Below are 15,825 nucleotides of genomic sequence, written 5' to 3' on the forward strand. Positions count from 1 at the left end.
ACCACCTTGAAAGTAAAATAAGCAAAGTTAGCAGCTGACTTGCTCACCGGAGTTGTTGACGCTGGGCTAGCATGTACTGTAAAAAGTGTTGGCTTGCTAATGAAAGCGTTGCATGAGGGCGGTATGCTAGTTCAATTGGATGGATAATTGGCGGATCTAGTGCAATTGGTTGGATGGGAAAGGCGTCAGAATCTACCATTAATTTTGAAATCACGCTAACGCCTAGCCCTGCTGCCACCATCGCCATCACGGTGTAATCGTCTTGGATTTGATCTTTAATTTCTGGATCAACGCCGGCGCCAGCAAAGGCTGCTAAAACTTCTTGATGGGATCCTTCGGGAATAAGGATGATGTTTTGGGAGCCGGCTTTTAATTCTGAAAGTGTAATGGTCTGCTTGGTTGCTAGCGGGTGCGCTCGCTCAACGATTGCAACGTATTGTTCGTTTTTAAGGAACTTAGTGGTAAGTCCGCTGGTATAACTTGGTTTTAAAAAGCCATAGTCCACTTTTCCGGTTCGAATATCGGTTCTGATCTCATCAAAGTCACCTTGATACAGCGTGAAATGGACGTGGGGATGTTCTGTTTCAAAGCCTTTGATGAGATCTGGAAGCCAGTACCGCGACAAACTATTAGTTGCTCCAATTCGCACCGTACCAGTTTCTAACCCATTAATCCGATTAGCTAAGACTTGGGTATCGTTATAGGTCTGTAATAAGCGTTGAAACGCAGGATAAAGTTTTGCGCCTGCGGGGGTTAAAGATACTCCACTACGGGAGCGATTCAACAGTTGTACCTGAAATTCTTGTTCGAGACTGACGATTGCTTGACTAATGGAGGACTGGGTGTAGCCTAAGGCAGCAGCTGCCTGGGTAAAGCTACCGGTCTCAATAATTTTTTGTAGTGCTAATAACCGGTTCATAGATAAGTTCTCCTAATACTTAAATTAAAAAGATTAATTTTACTTATTCAAAAGCTCCTTGTATATTAAATTTATTGCTAAACTAGTTTAACTGCAAGACCTAAAATAATTTTAACTAATGGGGAGAAAATAGTATGTCCACAAACATTTTTAAAAAAGAATCAGTTGCGCATTATCTAGCGGCTGATGCAAAACTAAAGCGAACTTTGACGGCCTGGGATTTGGTCGCACTAGGAATTGGTGCAGTGATTGGAACTGGAATCTTTATTTTGCCAGGACATGAAGCAGCACAACATGCTGGGCCAGCCGTGGCAATTGCATTTTTACTGGCAGCTTTGTTGTCAGGGGTTGTTGGGATGGCTTATGCGGAGTTTTCATCAGCAATGCCGATTGCCGGTTCGGCGTATTCTTTTGGGACAGTGGTTTATGGTGAAATCGTTGGGTGGCTCCTTGGTTGGGCGCTAGTACTTGAGTACTTTTTGGCAGTTTCTGCGGAAGCCACGGGTTTTGCTGCTTATTTCAACCAAAATTTGCTAGCGCCATTTGGAATTAAAATTCCGGTGGCATTACAGGCTGGACCTTTAGAAGGCGGGGTAATAAATCTAACCGCGGTCATCATTGTTGGTGTGATTGCAGTGATAGTTTTGCTAGGGGCAGAATTGTCAAAACGGGTCGAAAATGTGGCGGTGCTTGTTAAAATTGCAATTATTTTGATTTTTATCGGGATCGGAATTTTTTATATTAAGACCAGTAACTATGTTCCTTTTTATCCAAAACAATTTCATGGGGCACCGTTTGGAATGGGGGGCATTTCGACCGCGGCGGCAACCGTTTTCTTTGCTTTTATTGGCTTTGATGCGCTAGCAGCTAACTCTGCTGAAACCATTAATCCGAAGAAAAACGTGGTCCGTGGGATTCTCGGCACCGTTTTGATTGCAGTAGTACTGTACGTCACGTTTTCGTTAGTACTAGTGGGCATGGTGCATTATTCACAATTGAATGTGGATGATCCAGCGGCCTATGCCTTGCACGTGGTTCATTTGGATGGCTGGAACAAACTGATTACAATTGGGGCGTTGTTTGGGATTTTCACGGCAATGTTGACGATGTTCTTTGGAGGTTCACGCTTGGTTTATGCCTTGGGACGAGATGGCTTGCTACCACAGGTAATGGGAAAGGTTTCTGACAAACATCATGTTCCAACGAATGCCGTTATTTTTGCACTAATTATCCAGGCCGTATTTGCAGGGCTAGTGCCACTTGCTCAGCTGGCATCACTGATTAATGCTGGAACTTTGCTGGCATTTGCTTGCATTTCTTTTGGAATCCTTCCATTGCGACAGCGGGCTGACATTAAAAATGATGGGTTTAAAATGCCTTGGTATCCAGTCCTCCCTGTGCTGGCAGGGCTAGCCAGTATTTACTTTATTATTATGTTGCCGACTGAAACCAAGCTTTCAGTCTCGATCTGGCTGGTAATTGGAGTGGTGGTCTATTTTGGGTATGGAGTCCATCATTCCAAGCTCCAGCAACGAAGTGCTGCTTCATAATTTAACAAAAAAAACAGCGACCTTGGCAATTGCCAGTAGGCGCTGTTTTAATTTTAATTGCTAGTTGCTGGCTTATTCGATAACTTTAGCTCCAAGGCTACTTTTGAGATGGTCAAAGACGAATTGTTCGTTTTGACCGGTAAAACCAGCACTACCACCGGTATGCAGAATGATCTGATAATTGAGGTTGTAGGCGCTGATGGCTGTATGCAACAGACAAATATCGGTGGCTACCCCAACTAAATGAACAGTGCTAACCTGGCGTTCCCGCAGGCGTAGATCTAAATCAGTACCGGTGAAGGCGCTGTAGCGGGTCTTATCAATTTGCCAAATTTTACCTGGTTGCTGGTACTTTTCATACCAGGTCTGTAGACCGCCATATAAGCATCTTCCCCACGTATTTCGGACGTTGTGGGTTGGAAAAAGTTTTGATTCTGGATGATAAGGATCATCGGGTTGATGCACATCAGTTGGTAAAATCACAAACTGCTGGTTTTTACGAAACTTTTCGGCCAGTTCGAGAATTCGATTTTCACAGGCTTGGGCTGGTTTTTTTAGGGATAGAGCACCTTGGTCGGCCACGAAATCGTTCGTATAGTCAATAACTAAGAGAGCATGATTGTTCATTGGAAACTCCTTTCTGCTTTCCATTATATAATAACCTGAAACGGCTCAAAAATTAATTCCGTCTTGCAATCCGAATTTTAAAAATCTATACTAGAATAAGTTTAATTATCTTAAATAAAGAGGTGCGTTGTTCATTAGTAAATTGGGGGAGGCTGCTCAGTCGTAGAAACCAATTAAAAGGGGCCATCGCCGAAATCAAGCTATTAGCACTGGCTTGATTGGGGTTTGATTGAACAAGTCAAACACTGTCGCATGTAAATGCGGGGCGCTTTGTGGGATCGATTTACCAGACAAAGGGGCGTTACCGCAGTTTGCGACGACGTCTTTTTGTTTGCAATTATTTTTGGAGGATTTTTACATGGTAAAGACGGCACCAGAACACGTTAAACGAGGTTTGAAGTCTCGACACGTATCAATGATTGCCTTAGGAGGCTGTATTGGGACGGGGTTGTTTGTGGCCAGTGGTTCGGCGATTCACACCGCGGGGCCAGGCGGAGCGCTAGTGGCTTACATCCTGATGGGGATCATGGTTTATTTCTTAATGACCAGCCTTGGTGAAATGGCAACGAATCTCCCCGTTTCAGGTTCGTTTGCTACTTATGGAACCAAGTATGTTGATCCAGCCGTGGGGTTTGCCATGGGGTGGAATTATTGGTTTAACTGGGCGATTACAGTTGCCGTTGACATTTCGACCGTTGCCTTAGTCATGCAGTTCTGGTTCCCACATTTTCCCACGTGGATTTGGAGTGGGTTGGCATTGATCCTAATTTTTGGAATCAATGTGCTGGCAGTCTCGGCTTTTGGCGAAACTGAATTTTGGATGTCTCTGATTAAAGTGGTGACGATTTTTATCTTTTTGGGAGTTGGATTTTTAACGATTTTTGGAATTATGGGCGGACATGCGACGGGGCTAACTAATTTCACCTATCGCCAGGCTCCCTTTGTTGGTGGCGTTCCCGGCATTATTAGTGTCTTTGTGGTTGCCGGCTTTTCCTTTCAAGGAACCGAACTAGTCGGGATTACGGCCGGGGAAGCTGATGATCCTCGTCACAGTGTGCCAAAGGCAATTCATGAGGTTTTTTGGCGGATTATTTTATTTTACTTCTTAGCCATTTTTGTGATTGCAGCCATTATTCCGTACACTAGTCCCGATCTGTTAGGCTCAACGGCTAGCGATGTGTCTATCAGTCCCTTTACGATTGTTTTTAAACGGGCGGGACTAGCTGCGGCTGCAAGTGTGATGAATGCCGTTATTTTGACGTCGGTGATTTCTTCAGCCAATTCGGGGATGTATGCTTCCACGCGGATGCTATATTCAATGGCAGATGAAGGCTATGCACCGAAACGGTTTGGTCGGGTCAGTCGACGTGGGATCCCAGTGTTGGCACTGCTGGCGACTACCGTAGTCTCTTTATTAACCTTTTTAACCAGTTTTTTTGGGCCAAAACTTTATCTGTGGTTAGTGGCAGCCTCAGGCTTAACCGGCTTTATTGCGTGGTTCGGGATTGCCTTATCTCACTACCGGTTTCGCCGTGCTTTTGTTAAACAAGGACATACTTTGTCAGAACTAAAATATCACGCCCAGTGGTTCCCATTTGGGCCCATTATGTGTTTGATTCTTTGTATTGTGGTAATCTTTGGCCAGGACGTGGGGGCCTTTGCCCACGGCAACTGGTTTCAAATTGGAGTAACCTACATTAGCGTTCCGCTGGTACTGATCTTATATCTTAGTTATAAATGGATTCACCATACAAAACTAATTCCCCTTGATGACATTGATGTCTCACCGGCACAGTTAACTGATGACAACCAAAAACAATAAAAAGAAGGTGTGACGATGCTGGTTTTAGCTGGACCAATCGGAGCAGGGAAAACTTCGTTAACTACGATCCTGGCGCAGCATCTGCAGGCTCCTGCTTTTTACGAGTCTGTTGATGATAATGAAATTCTGCCGTTGTTTTATGAAAATCCACGTAAATATGCCTTTTTGTTACAAATTTATTTTTTGAATAAACGGTTAGCTAGTTTGCGAGCAGCGACCGCTGACCCGTTGAGTGTTATGGATCGATCAATCTTTGAGGACTCACTTCTTTTTCATCTCAATGCTGATCTCGGGCGGGCTACCGCAACTGAAGTGGAAACCTATGATGAACTGTTGGCAAATATGTTGGATCAAGTTGGGGAAAATGATTTTCAAAAAATTCCAGATTTGTTAATTTACGTGCGGGTCTCCTTTCAGACCATGCTAGAACACATTCAGCGGCGCGGTCGGGTGTTTGAACAACTGGACAATGATGCCAGTTTGTATGAATACTATCAAGAGTTAAACCAGCGGTACGCCAGTTGGTATGCTAACTATAAGCTGTCCCCTAAAATTCAAATTGATGGCGATCAGTTTGATTTTGTTAACAATCCAGCTGATCAAGAGGTCGTCTTGGCAACGCTTGATGCTAAAATCAAACAAATTATGGCACTTGATTAGAATCTATGCTATATTAATCATTAATTAATGCAGCATACTTTTAAGTAGGACAACAGAGAGATGGCGGTTGGTGCAAGTCATCGTCCGAAAATTCCGGTATGTAGATGCTGGCAGTTAATCCTGCCCGGTGATGCCGTTACAATTATAAATTAAGGGTCTGCGTTAGCAGGAACTTTGGGTGGTACCGCGGAAAGACTTTCGTCCCAGTGATGACGAAAGTCTTTTTGTTTAGCCAAATTTTCAGGAGGAAACTATGTTAGATCGTAAGCTTATTCGCCAAAACCCAACCTGGTTCAAGCAAAAAATGGAAACTAGAGGGATTCAGGCGACTACTATTGATGAATTGTTGCAGTTAGATCAACAGCGTCGAGAGCTAATTGTCAAAACGGAACAGCTTAAAGCGCAACGAAATGACGTCTCTGATCAGATTTCACAAAAGAAACGACGCCATGAAGCAGCCGATGATGCCATCGCACAAATGCGTGCGACTGGCCATCAGATTAAACAGTTGGATGAACAGCTAGAACAGCTTACTCAGCAACAATTAGACCTCGAAGCACATTTACCCAACATTCCTAGTGATCAGGTTCCCGTTAGTCTGACGGAAGAGGGCGCCGTGGAATTGCGGAAATCTGGGGAGCTCCCCCAATTCTCGTTTTCCCCTCGTTCTCATGATGAAATTGGAGAGCAGCTCCACATTCTAGATTTTAAACGGAGTGCCAAAGTTTCTGGGAGTCGGTTTGTTTACTATTTGGGAGCAGGCGCCTTGTTAGAACGAGCCGTTTATAATTTTTATCTAGATCAAAATCAGGCCGCAGGGTATACGGAAGTGCTCCCACCTTACATGGTCAATTCTGCTTCGATGTATGGGACAGGGCAGTTTCCTAAGTTCAAAGAAACAAAGGCCGGTTTTGAAATCAAGGACAGCGATCTAACCATGATTCCAACGGCTGAGGTTCCCCTGGTGAATTTCTATCGAGATGAGGTCATTCCGTCAGAGAAGTTACCCGTGAAATTCACGGCGCTTAGCCCTGCTTTTCGCTCGGAAGCTGGTAGTGCCGGTCGGGACACGAAGGGACTGATTCGGCTCCACCAATTTAACAAGGTCGAAATGGTGCAGTTTACAAAACCAGAAGATTCATGGGAAGCACTTGCGGAAATCACCCAACAGGCGGAAGCATCGTTACAAAAATTAGAAATCCCATATCATGTCATTACGTTAACCAGCAGTGACATGAGTTTTACGGCAGCAATGACCCACGATATCGAGGTGTGGATGCCATCGCAAAATTGCTATCGAGAAATTTCTAGTTGTTCAAATACAACTGATTTTCAAGCCCGACGAGCTCACATTCAATATCGAGATGAAGCTGGGAATTTGCAGTATGTGCATACCCTAAATGGTTCTGGCTTGGCAGTTGGACGAACTGTGGCTGCAATTTTGGAGAATTTTCAAAATGAGGATGGTAGCGTTTCGATTCCACAGGCTTTGCAACCCTATATGCACGGGATTAAAAAGCTTACTCCGCAACCACAATTTTAAATAATCATTGGTTAACAGTCGTTGGCAACGGCTGTTTTTTTAATCCCGGTTTTTGAGTAAAACACGAACATTATTTAAGTAAAGGATATTTAAGACAAAAATATTAGATAATTACGAATAATTAATCAAAAAACATTGTTATTGTTGGTTTATTCTGCTAAACTAGCATCATTACAAACACTAGGAGTTGGAGGGAGTTCAATGATGCAGAAGAAGTGGTGGAAAGTAGGTTTATTGGGAAGCGCGCTGGTTTGTTTAGCAGTTGGAATGGCAGCCTGTGGCAAGTCCAATCAGTCAACAACGGCTAACTATAAGCCCAAAAAGTTGACGGTTGAATTTAATCCATCTTCAAATGCGGGCAAGATGGAAGCACAGGCTAAGCCGATGCAAAAGATGTTAGAAAAACAGTTGCACGTGCCGGTCAAGGTGACGGTGGCGACTAGTGGAAATGCAATGGTAGAGGCGCTTGGTTCTAAAACAGCCGACATCGCGTTTCTTACTCCCACTAGTTATGTTCTAGGACACAAAAACTATGGCATTAAGGCGTTATTGCAAGCAACTCGTTATAAATATGCTGCTGGAAATGATGAGAATCTAACTGAGACGCCCAGTGATCATTACTATGGTGAGATTGTGGTTAAAAAAGGCGGAAAAGTAAAAAAATTATCTGATTTAAAAGGGAAGAAGATTGCCACGCAAGATACCACGTCAACTGCCGGCTACGTATTCCCAGCGGCCGAATTATCACAGAAGGGGATCAACATTAATCAAGATGGGATTAAGACTTTTACCGTCAAAGGTTCTGATCAGGGAGTCCTAGCAGTTTATAACGGGAATGCTGATGCCGCGTTTGTCTTTCAGGGAGCTCGTAAGATTGCCGCAAAGGATGATCCTAAGGTAATGACCGATACTACGGTGTTATATATGACCAAACCGATTCCAAACGATACGATTTCAGTACGAAATGATATGGATCCAGCTTGGAATCGTAAGATTACGACGGCATTTGAAAACATTGCTAAAACTAAAAAAGGGCACGATTTAATCTATCAAATTTATGGGCATCAAGGTTATGTGGCAGCGAAGGATAGCAATTTTGACCCCGTTCGCAAGAATTTGAAAATTGTTAATCAGCTTAGTAAATAGGAGGAATTTTGGTGACAGCAGAGACGGTATTGGAGTTTCAACATGTAAGCAAACGTTATCGAAATGGTGTTTTGGGGTTGGATGACATTAATTTTTCCGTACCTAAAGGACAGTTTGTCGCCGTGGTTGGTTTGTCTGGAGCTGGGAAGAGTACGCTCCTAAATTCGGTTAATCGGATGATTGAAATCACTAATGGATCCGTACTTGTTAATGGGCAAGATGTTACCAAGGTTCGTGGGCGAAAGCTACGGCACATGCGGCGTCAAATCGGGATGATTTTTCAAGGCTTTAATCTAGTTGAGCGGGCAACGGTGCAAAAAAATGTGTTAGCTGGTCGAACAGGCTATTATCCGACTTGGAAAACGTTACTGGGATGGTATAGTACGCAGGACCAAGCCTTGGCTGTCGAACAGTTAAAAAAAGTTAACCTTGTCCAAAAATTATACCAGCGGGCGGATCAACTTTCTGGTGGGCAGAAACAGCGGGTTGCGATTGCCCGAACCTTGATGCAGGATCCGACCCTGGTCTTAGCAGATGAACCGGTGGCCTCCCTAGATCCAAAGACTAGCACTGGCGTTATGCGCGATTTATACAACTTGAAAAAATATGAAAAAATCACGGTTTTAGTTAACCTACATTCCGTTGAGTTGGCACTCAAATATGCAGACCGAATTATTGGTCTGCGGGATGGACGAATAGTCTACGATCGGGCTGCTGACCAGAGTAACCAAGCAGAATTACAAGAAATTTATGAACACGGAAAGGAGTAGTTATGCAAGTCCCGCAACTTAGTTTTTGGAAACGCTATCACGTGCTTGGCATTAGTGTGACCCTGCTACTGGGTCTCTTGACGGTTATTTCCGCCCAGCTGACGGGCGTGGACGTGGGTGCATTTGCAAAAAATTCGCCCCAGTTTCTGGTGATCTTAAAACAGATGCAGCAACCGGATTGGAATTATCTCAGTCAAATTCAAAAGCCGTTGGCACAAACAATTCAAATGGCGGTATTGGGAACCACGCTGGGGACGATTTTGGCAGTACCATTCGCCTTCTTGGCCGCCCGAAACATCATTAAAAATTGGTGGGGAAGGAGCTTGGTTAGATTAGGCTTGTCTTTGATTAGAACCTTACCAAACCTGTTATTGGCAGCTCTTTTTGTGGCGATTTTTGGAATTGGACCAATGACTGGCATGATTACGCTAGCAATTTTTTCCTTTGGGATGGTCTCAAAACTCTTTTATGAAATTATTGAGACCATCGATATGGGTCCGGTGTATGCGCTTCAGACGACGGGAGCTAGTTTGCTGCAAACGATTCGGATTGCCATGCTGCCACAGTTAGCTGGTCGATTTGCTAGTGATATTTTGTATGCACTAGAAATTAATGTCCGTGCGTCAACCGTGCTTGGGTATCTAGGCGCTGGCGGAATCGGACTCGATTTGCAACAGAGTTTGGATCAGTTTGCCTATCCACAAACGGCGGTTATTATTATTGCTATCTTCGTGGTCGTGTTGATAATTGATCTGATCAGCAACCTGACGAGGAGGCATTTACAATGAAGAAGTTACGGAGTAAATGGGGTCGTTGGGAATGGATGATTGGTATTGTCCTCATCATTTCATTGTACTGGTGGTCAATTCGTGGGATTCCCTTAGTTCCCATTCAAAAATCTGCTGGGCAGGTTAGTGCATCAATTTTGCATGGCATGTTTAATCCAGATTGGTCCTATATTTACAATGGTAGTGGGGAAGATTTGGTGTCCCAACTGGTCATTACCTTAGCCATCGCATTTTTGGGAACTTTTATTTCGGCCATCATTAGTGTGCCCTTTTCCTTCCTTGCTGCCCAGACCAATTCGCGGTGGTTTCATCCGCGGGCGACCATTGGTAAATTATTATTAACAGCGATTCGTGCCTTTCCCGAAGTTATCTTGGCCATCATGTTTATCAAAGCGGTTGGACCCGGTTCGTTTGCGGGAGTCCTGGCGGTTGGATTTCACTCGGTGGGAATGTTGGGGAAACTTTTTTCCGAGTCCATCGAAGCAATGGATCACCGAGCAGAGCTTGCGATTAAAGCAACTGGAGGAACGAAGTTGCAACGTTTTTGGTTGGCAACGCTTCCGGCAATCTTGCCCGCTTTTTTATCGGCAACCTTGTATCGGTTTGAGATCTCAGTCCGTTCTGCTTCCATTTTAGGAATTGTGGGCGCCGGTGGGGTGGGAACTCCGCTGATGTTTGCACTCCAAACGCGCGATTGGTCCAAAACCGGAGTGATTTTACTGGGGATCGTCTTAATGGTGATTCTGATTGACGGTTTGTCCAGTTACCTGCGACGACGCCTACATTAATTTTTGAGCAGCTCCGTGTAATTCGAAACCCAAGCAAAAAAGCCTTAATCAGTTTTGATTAGGGCTTTTTGCTTAAGTTTTTTTAGCAAGATAAGGCTTGTCATTTACACAACATTAGCAGGCAGACCGTCTGATGAAACTTAGTCAGTTTGCCAGGGTAAAATTAACCGACTGGCTTGCGGCTGCAGTTGATAGGTAATGGCTTGGTTGCCACGGATGGTCATCTGAAAGTCGGTACTAAATAAAATGACCACTAGTTTGCGCTCCGCGAGAAGATGATAGTAAGTTGGTTGTAATGGGAGTTCAACGTGATAAAACTGATTTGCAATTAAGTTTTGATCTTGATCTGCACTAATCCGGTTTTGTAAGTTTAGGTGACCACGGGCAATCAAGTGCGCTGCGCTCGGTTGCTGAGCCAGTGTAAACTCAAAAAGATTGTCGGTATACCAGCGATACCCCAGAGGCATCCCGTTGGGCATTAACTTGGTGGGCTGGGTGGTGAGTCGGTGCGCTTCGCCGTAATCAAGTAGCATGGCACTGATCAAGCCTAGAGGTTGACTACTGCTAAGGGTTAATTCCAGACGAGGAATTCCGTTAATGGTTCCTGTTTTGTGCGGGATTAAGGCGGTGACTCGTTGGTTAGCTAATCTGTCATCTGAAAGGTTCCATAGGTCAGTTTTCCAGCGCTCCGGATTTTGGCAGTAGAACTTAAAGGTAGCTGGCTCAATTTCATTGTGAAACGAAGCATGATTAAAGCTTAGTGGCAGGGACTTTTGGGGAGCGGTGAGCCAGTTCGGGCGGGTTTCCCAGGTTTCTGGAAGTAGATTATCCTGCACAATAACCGTTGGTAGTGCTTGATCAACGTGGTTATCACACTGATAGAGTTTATTGCTAAGCCACAGGTTGACGATGTCTGTGAAATCAAAGGACGGAAAGTTGTTTAGATAGACATGCTGACCTTGGTGTAAAATCAATTTTTTACTAATTGGGAGGTCTTTGAGACCAGCCCACAAGGCTGCTGGATTTTTAAGTTTAACATTTTCGTCATTCAACCCGTGGACTAACAGGACATCACATTTAATTTGTTGCAAGTGGTTACGATAATTGCGATCATCCCAAAACTGGTTATAACTACCGCTAGTTCGGTCTTGTCCTTGCTGCAAGTCAGCGAGTTCTTGCTCGAACGCCGTTTGTACTTTTAGATAATCCCCCGGTCGTTGACGTCTGGAAAAAGTTTCAGCAGCGAGCACATCACAATCCTCACCTTGAAACCCACCAGGCGCAACCACCAGCCCATTTTCACGATAATAGTCGTACCAAGAAGAAATCGCCGCCTCTGGAATAATCGTTTTGAGACCAGGAACCCCAGTCGTTGCCGCCGCAATTGCTAACGTCCCCAGATAGGAGCGACCGGTCATGGCAACGTTGCCATTGCACCAGTCTGCCGCCACCGCTTGCTTACGATTTTTGCTAACAAAGGCTGGTCGGTCACCGTGTAGCCATTCAATGACGGCAATCGTAGCGTTTGTTTGGGCAGGATCACCACAGGTTTGGAGACCGTCAGAATCGATGGTACCAATTCCGGCGGCATAAATGCTGGCAAATCCCCGCGGAAGCAGGTAGTCGTTGAGCGTATATCCCGGATGTGGTGGTGGGCATTGAAGTGTTTGACTGGTGGCAGGCTCGGTTACGGGGGACTTCGCTTTTCGTGGCAGCGGTTGGAAAGGTTGGTGGTGATGTTGAGCCGGTTGTTTTCTAGTCAGGGGCACGTCAACTTGATGTGTGAGCTGTTCGCCATAGCGATCGTTAGTTCCTTGATCATAGGGTGAGGCGGTATAGACGGCAGGAACTGGTACCGAACTGGTTGGACGGGTGATTTCAACCCGAATTAAATCCAGCAAACCATCGCCATCAGTATCAACATCAGTCGGTACGTACACTAGTTCATGATGAAAGGCATTTGTTTGAAAGGTTGCCTGGGCCTTACCATTGAAAAAGAGCTGCTGATTCTGTCGAAAATGTGGTTGCGTGAAATATCCTTGGCTGGCTAGGTGATCTAAATAGGTGAGGCCAAAACGGGTATGGGTAGTTAGCAACTGGTACCAAGCCCTTGCGACGTCTGTTTCGGTTGTTACCATTTCAATTGGGGCTAAACCAAGATTTTTACGACTAGTTTGGGGGTGGTTGGGATCAAAATCATCCCACGGTAAAAATCCCAGTAATTGCAGGCTAAGTAAAGCAAAGATGGTTGGTGTAAGGGGCGCTTTGCTCGCCAAAAAGGACGCCATTGTCTGGGTTGGAGTAGCTAACAACTGCGCTTCTTGCTCTTGGAGGGATCCAGTTTGCTGTTGTTGCCAATAGACTTTTTCTAAGTAGGCAGCTAGCCGCTGCTTGGCACCGATCGTGTTGGTTTTGAAGCCGACACGTTCTAATTCGATTAGTTGGGTGTGATAATCAGTTGTGATAGTAGCAAATTGATTAATTTTCATGCCAAAACTCCTTTATAATTTAGTTAATTGTACCCTTATTCCCGGTTTTTGTGAGGAATTAGTGTAAAATAAGCTATGTTTGTTTGGATTCTGAAAGTAATTGGAGCGAGAGTATGACACCAGATTTAATGAAAAAAATTAAGCCCTCCGTTAAAGCGGCGCGGCTTTCTGATATCTATCAATTTAGCGAGAAAATTGCGGACATTCCTGGGTTGATCAATCTTACCTTAGGCGAGCCTGATTTCCCCACGCCACGCCACGTCAAGGATGCGGCAATTGCGGCGATTAATGCTGATCAGAGTCACTACACAGCGACGCGCGGTCTTTTGGAGACCCGTACGGCGGCGGCTCAGTTTTTGCGTAATAAATATCAACTTGATTATGATCCAACGACCCAAGTGGTGATCACTAATGGAGTAACCGAAGCGATGTACGTGGCGCTAGAGACGTTTGTAAATCCACAAGATGAAATCTTGATGCCGACGCCAGCTTTTCCGGTCTATGACTCATTATTAGAGTTAAACGAAGCTCGCTTGGTGGAAATCAACACGGCCAACGATCAGTTCCAACTAACGCCGGCCCGTTTGCAAACAGAGTTGGCGGCGCATCCAAAGGCTAAGGCAATTATTTTGAATTTCCCTGCGAATCCGACGGGAGTTAGTTATTGTCGCAAACAGGTGCAGGAGTTGGCGGCAGTTTTAGCAAAAACCGATCTATTGGTAATCAGTGACGAGATTTATAGTGAATTGACTTATGACCAAACGCATACCTCGATTGCTGAGTTTATCCCAGCGCAAACCTTGTTATTTAATGGATTGTCAAAATCGCACGCTATGACCGGGTGGCGGATTGGGGTTGTTGCTGGTCCTGCAGATATTATGACGGAAATTGCTAAAGTGCATGAATTGATTTCGACTTCGGTTATGACCGCTGCTCAAATTGCAGCTGCAGCCGCTTTTCGCGATGGTGAAGACGATGCAGCCCAGATGCGGGTTGAGTACGAGCGTCGGAGAGACTATTTGCACATGGCTTTAAATGACCTCGGCTTTGCTAATCAACTGCCGCAGGGGGCCTTTTATTTATTTGCAAAAATTCCGCAACAGTTCAATCAAAATAGTTATGAGTTTTGTCTGGAGGTAGCGCGAAAAGCGCGAGTTGGCTTGATTCCGGGGAGTAGTTTTGGCGCCGGTGGCGAAGGCTATGTCCGCATCAGCTATGCTACCAGTCAAGCTAAGCTTGAAGAAGCAGTCGCCCGCTTGAAAGCCTATGTTAACGGTTAAAGACTAGGCAAAAACGACAGGCTTGAAAATTAATAAAATTAAATATCTAAATAAAAGCACCTTCAACAACTAGTCGACTAAGTCGGCCTAATTAGCGAAGGTGCTTTTTTATTTATAAAATTAAGCAGAGCAGCTTGGGCAAAAGTGGCTTATTCTAAGCCTGTTTCTTCCATTCCCTTGTGAGCAGTTGCTAGCAAGGTCTTAGCAGAAGCATCCATTTTAGCTTGTTCTTCAGCACTTAATGGGATTTCTAAGACATCGGCAATTCCGCTGGCGTTGATGACGGCAGGGGTCCCAATGTAGATATCATTTAACCCATATTGACCTGTTAAAGGAGCACCAACGGGCAAAACGGTATTTTCATCGCGTAAAATTGCACGCGAGATTCGCATGAGAGAAGTTCCAACCCCGTAGAAGGTTGCCCCTTTCATATTGATGATTTGGTAAGCTTTATTTCTGGTTTCATCTTCAATCTGTAGAAGATCTTCCTTGGTTAAGCCCCGTTTGGCGGCAAAATCAACTAATGGAACGTTACCGACCGTAGCTTCGTCGATATTGGCAAACTCAGAATCTCCATGTTCACCTAAAATATAGGCATCCACACTAGCTGGATTAAGGCCTAATTTTTTGGCAACTCCGACGCGGAAGCGACCAGTGTCAAGCGAGGTCCCAGAACCAATCACTTTTTCTTTGGGGAAACCAGATAACTTTTGAGTGGCGTAGGTTAAAATGTCAACGGGATTAGCAGCAACAAGGAAAATCCCATTAAATCCGGATGCGACAACTGGTTTTACAATTGAAGCAAGAATCTTAAGGTTCCGGTTCACCAAATCTAATCGTGTTTCACCGGGTTTTTGCGGAGTACCAGCAGTAATGACCACCAGGTCGGCATCCTTGCAGTCAGGATAATCGCCAGCGTAGATGTTTTTAGGGAAGGTGTATGGAGTGGCATCCTCTAAATCGAGTGCATCACCCTCGGTACGTTCTTTATTGATGTCGATGATGACAAATTCTTCACCGATCCCTTGCTGAGTCATGGCAAAGGCGTATGAAGAACCCACAGCGCCGTCCCCAACTAGTACAACTTTTTGATGTGTTTCAGCCAAAATAATCATCCTTTCACGACTTAGTTAAATTTACTACGACCTAATTGTAACATTTATTCGAAGCAGCTTTCAGATTCCCAGCAATTTGTATAATTAATTCTTAAGCCCAGTGGGAGGGGAGCTGCTAATCGAAAAGATCTGCCATCGATATTAAAGCGATTATATAATGAAGTAATCGTTTAAGGAGTCCTGATAATCAATTTTTTGATGTTATCTGCCAATAAAAATCAAGATTTTAGTTGACGTCCAATTAGTATGATGATATTATTAAATAGTTGTCAAAACGGCTTTTGTTTTGTTCGCATTCGGAAGATTAGCTCAGCTGGGAGAGCATCTG

At 44.6% G+C, this 15,825-nt stretch carries 13 protein-coding genes and 1 riboswitch; of the genes, 9 read left to right on the forward strand and 4 right to left on the reverse strand.

Translation table 11 applies throughout. From position 1 onward, the window contains the following. Positions 1 to 43: 43 nt before the first annotated feature. Entirely contained in the window at positions 44 to 919 is an 876-nt protein-coding gene (locus tag B808_RS01470) for a LysR family transcriptional regulator (protein WP_009166851.1), read from the reverse strand. Between the two features lie 134 nt (positions 920 to 1,053). Between B808_RS01470 and B808_RS01475 the strand changes: the two genes are divergently transcribed. Continuing rightward, positions 1,054 to 2,469, forward strand: a complete 1,416-nt coding sequence (locus B808_RS01475) for an APC family permease (RefSeq protein ID WP_009166850.1) — start codon at positions 1,054 to 1,056, stop codon at positions 2,467 to 2,469. A 72-nt stretch (positions 2,470 to 2,541) separates the two neighbouring features. On the opposite strand, the gene B808_RS01480 is transcribed toward B808_RS01475, so the two are convergent. Further along, the gene (locus B808_RS01480; protein ID WP_009166849.1) at positions 2,542 to 3,096 is read right to left on the reverse strand and encodes a cysteine hydrolase family protein; all 555 of its coding nucleotides are present in this window, start codon (positions 3,094 to 3,096) and stop codon (positions 2,542 to 2,544) included. A 109-nt stretch (positions 3,097 to 3,205) separates the two neighbouring features. Further along, a riboswitch (Lysine riboswitch) is annotated at positions 3,206 to 3,375 on the forward strand. A gap of 79 nt (positions 3,376 to 3,454) precedes the next feature. Here B808_RS01480 and B808_RS01485 point away from each other — a divergent pair. From B808_RS01485 to phnE (B808_RS01515), 7 genes are all read left to right on the forward strand, one after another. Further along, positions 3,455 to 4,918, forward strand: coding sequence for an amino acid permease (locus B808_RS01485; protein ID WP_009166848.1), 1,464 nt, complete (start codon positions 3,455 to 3,457; stop codon positions 4,916 to 4,918). Between the two features lie 15 nt (positions 4,919 to 4,933). Further along, positions 4,934 to 5,578, forward strand: a complete 645-nt coding sequence (locus B808_RS01490) for a deoxynucleoside kinase (protein WP_035421476.1) — start codon at positions 4,934 to 4,936, stop codon at positions 5,576 to 5,578. A 253-nt stretch (positions 5,579 to 5,831) separates the two neighbouring features. After that, the gene (serS, locus tag B808_RS01495; RefSeq protein WP_035421478.1) at positions 5,832 to 7,121 is read left to right on the forward strand and encodes a serine--tRNA ligase; all 1,290 of its coding nucleotides are present in this window, start codon (positions 5,832 to 5,834) and stop codon (positions 7,119 to 7,121) included. Between the two features lie 204 nt (positions 7,122 to 7,325). Then, positions 7,326 to 8,267 carry a phosphate/phosphite/phosphonate ABC transporter substrate-binding protein gene (phnD, locus tag B808_RS01500; protein WP_081716719.1) on the forward strand — a complete coding sequence of 314 codons (942 nt, stop codon included), beginning with the start codon at positions 7,326 to 7,328 and terminating at the stop codon, positions 8,265 to 8,267. Between the two features lie 5 nt (positions 8,268 to 8,272). Continuing rightward, positions 8,273 to 9,037 (forward strand): phosphonate ABC transporter ATP-binding protein, encoded by a 765-nt coding sequence (gene phnC / locus B808_RS01505; RefSeq protein ID WP_035421480.1) that lies wholly within the window; start codon positions 8,273 to 8,275, stop codon positions 9,035 to 9,037. Between the two features lie 2 nt (positions 9,038 to 9,039). Beyond that, a complete protein-coding gene (gene phnE, locus B808_RS01510; RefSeq protein ID WP_035421481.1) occupies positions 9,040 to 9,825 on the forward strand; it encodes a phosphonate ABC transporter, permease protein PhnE in 786 nt (261 codons plus the stop codon). Next, a complete protein-coding gene (gene phnE, locus B808_RS01515) occupies positions 9,822 to 10,613 on the forward strand; it encodes a phosphonate ABC transporter, permease protein PhnE (RefSeq protein ID WP_009166842.1) in 792 nt (263 codons plus the stop codon). The genes phnE (B808_RS01510) and phnE (B808_RS01515) overlap by 4 nt, the downstream gene beginning before the upstream one ends. Before the next feature lie 140 nt (positions 10,614 to 10,753). Here the strand turns inward: phnE (B808_RS01515) and B808_RS01520 are convergent, their stop codons facing one another. Further along, the gene (locus B808_RS01520; protein WP_035421482.1) at positions 10,754 to 13,102 is read right to left on the reverse strand and encodes a Xaa-Pro dipeptidyl-peptidase; all 2,349 of its coding nucleotides are present in this window, start codon (positions 13,100 to 13,102) and stop codon (positions 10,754 to 10,756) included. A gap of 113 nt (positions 13,103 to 13,215) precedes the next feature. Here B808_RS01520 and B808_RS01525 point away from each other — a divergent pair, with 113 nt between their 5' ends. Beyond that, positions 13,216 to 14,382 (forward strand): aminotransferase class I/II-fold pyridoxal phosphate-dependent enzyme, encoded by a 1,167-nt coding sequence (locus B808_RS01525; RefSeq protein WP_035421483.1) that lies wholly within the window; start codon positions 13,216 to 13,218, stop codon positions 14,380 to 14,382. A gap of 149 nt (positions 14,383 to 14,531) precedes the next feature. Here the strand turns inward: B808_RS01525 and B808_RS01530 are convergent, their stop codons facing one another. Next, positions 14,532 to 15,497 (reverse strand): L-lactate dehydrogenase, encoded by a 966-nt coding sequence (locus B808_RS01530; RefSeq protein WP_035421485.1) that lies wholly within the window; start codon positions 15,495 to 15,497, stop codon positions 14,532 to 14,534. Between the last annotated feature and the right edge of the window lie 328 nt (positions 15,498 to 15,825).

The organism is Fructilactobacillus florum 8D, assembly GCF_000512295.1.
Lineage (GTDB): Bacteria > Bacillota > Bacilli > Lactobacillales > Lactobacillaceae > Fructilactobacillus > Fructilactobacillus florum.

Excerpts from the sequence above, each read along its gene's own strand:
- B808_RS01520 (WP_035421482.1), bottom strand. The coding sequence starts at position 13,102 with ATGAAAATTAATCAATTTGCTACTATCACAACTGATTATCACACCCAA.
- serS (WP_035421478.1), top strand. The coding sequence starts at position 5,832 with ATGTTAGATCGTAAGCTTATTCGCCAAAACCCAACCTGGTTCAAGCAA.
- B808_RS01525 (WP_035421483.1), top strand. The coding sequence starts at position 13,216 with ATGACACCAGATTTAATGAAAAAAATTAAGCCCTCCGTTAAAGCGGCG.
- B808_RS01530 (WP_035421485.1), bottom strand. The coding sequence starts at position 15,497 with ATGATTATTTTGGCTGAAACACATCAAAAAGTTGTACTAGTTGGGGAC.
- phnD (WP_081716719.1), top strand. The coding sequence starts at position 7,326 with ATGCAGAAGAAGTGGTGGAAAGTAGGTTTATTGGGAAGCGCGCTGGTT.
- B808_RS01470 (WP_009166851.1), bottom strand. The coding sequence starts at position 919 with ATGAACCGGTTATTAGCACTACAAAAAATTATTGAGACCGGTAGCTTT.
- phnE (WP_035421481.1), top strand. The coding sequence starts at position 9,040 with ATGCAAGTCCCGCAACTTAGTTTTTGGAAACGCTATCACGTGCTTGGC.
- B808_RS01490 (WP_035421476.1), top strand. The coding sequence starts at position 4,934 with ATGCTGGTTTTAGCTGGACCAATCGGAGCAGGGAAAACTTCGTTAACT.
- B808_RS01485 (WP_009166848.1), top strand. The coding sequence starts at position 3,455 with ATGGTAAAGACGGCACCAGAACACGTTAAACGAGGTTTGAAGTCTCGA.
- B808_RS01475 (WP_009166850.1), top strand. The coding sequence starts at position 1,054 with ATGTCCACAAACATTTTTAAAAAAGAATCAGTTGCGCATTATCTAGCG.
- phnE (WP_009166842.1), top strand. The coding sequence starts at position 9,822 with ATGAAGAAGTTACGGAGTAAATGGGGTCGTTGGGAATGGATGATTGGT.
- B808_RS01480 (WP_009166849.1), bottom strand. The coding sequence starts at position 3,096 with ATGAACAATCATGCTCTCTTAGTTATTGACTATACGAACGATTTCGTG.